The organism is Sebaldella sp. S0638 (assembly GCF_024158605.1).
GTDB lineage: Bacteria > Fusobacteriota > Fusobacteriia > Fusobacteriales > Leptotrichiaceae > Sebaldella.
In genome coordinates this window covers 1-1,060 of sequence record NZ_JAMZGM010000265.1, presented here as the reverse complement: position 1 = coordinate 1,060, position 1,060 = coordinate 1, and the positions used below count along the sequence as shown (strand labels likewise).

General features: G+C 36.9%; 1 protein-coding gene. It reads right to left on the bottom strand.

Annotation, left to right across the window (positions count from 1 at the left end; genetic code table 11):
• Window positions 1-1,060: autotransporter outer membrane beta-barrel domain-containing protein (locus NK213_RS20170; protein WP_253352690.1), on the bottom strand; the 1,060-nt coding region annotated here is incomplete at both ends.

The following is a 1,060-nucleotide window of genomic DNA, read 5'->3' as shown; positions in this document are numbered from 1 at the left end:
CCTGCTGTTTTATACTGTCCTGTCAGGAAAACTCCGTATCTGTCCTGAAATTCCACTCCTACTCCTCCGTTTGTAGTGAATTTCCCTTTATCATCTCCCGATTTTCCCATACTGAATTTCTTTGATGATATACTGTCAAGACTGGCTTGTTCCGCTTTATTTGTATCTCCCAGTTCATATTCATAGCCTAAGCCCACATTCATTTTTATTTTCCAGTCCTTACTTTCTCCTAAATACTTGTCTAACTGGAATTCTACTCCTGCATTTGGTTTTACACTGTAGTATTCATTCTGATCCACTCTTAATCTTTCTGCTGCTCCACTCTCTTTTATATCTGAATGATATCCATATTCCAGTTTCAAGCCTGCATAAGGTACTATCTTACTGCTTTTTCCTATTTCCAGATCTTTAGATACTTCATTTAACAAAGTCACTCCATATGTCGTATAGTCTCCGCTCATCTGTGAAATACTTCCTGTTCCCCAGTCCATTTCTCTGTCTGTATTATTAAATCCTATTCTTCCAAGAAGGTCTGTTTTAAAGCCCCAGCCGTTTGTCTTATACTTATTATGCATTCCTAACTGGATTGTGTTTGCCTCATCTTCGTTATTTGTATCTTCGAACTGAAAATCTGTTCTCAAATAACCTAGTGAATATCCAAATGTATGTCTGTAAGTTCTCTCTACTTCTCTTAAAGCCAGTACGCCTGCACTGCTGTAATCATAAGGCAGTATTCCATTTCTGTTTTCTTTTGTCTTTCCTTTGCCTGCTATTACATTTATCTTTACGTTTTCTTTGGTATTATTATCTGAGTTTTGAAGTACATCCATTGAATCTGCAAATATATCCGATACATCTTCCATTCTTCTTGTTGTATTAGAATACATTTCTCCTGTTAGATCCTGCATTGCTTTTCCCAGTGTCTTACTATCTGTTATCAGATCAAGCTTATCATACATTGCAAGGGCATCCCCTGTCTGGCCTCCTAATATACCGTCAATTACATAGTTTTCATCCAGCACTTTTGCCAGTGAATCATAATGTGTTCCATTTGTAAAAT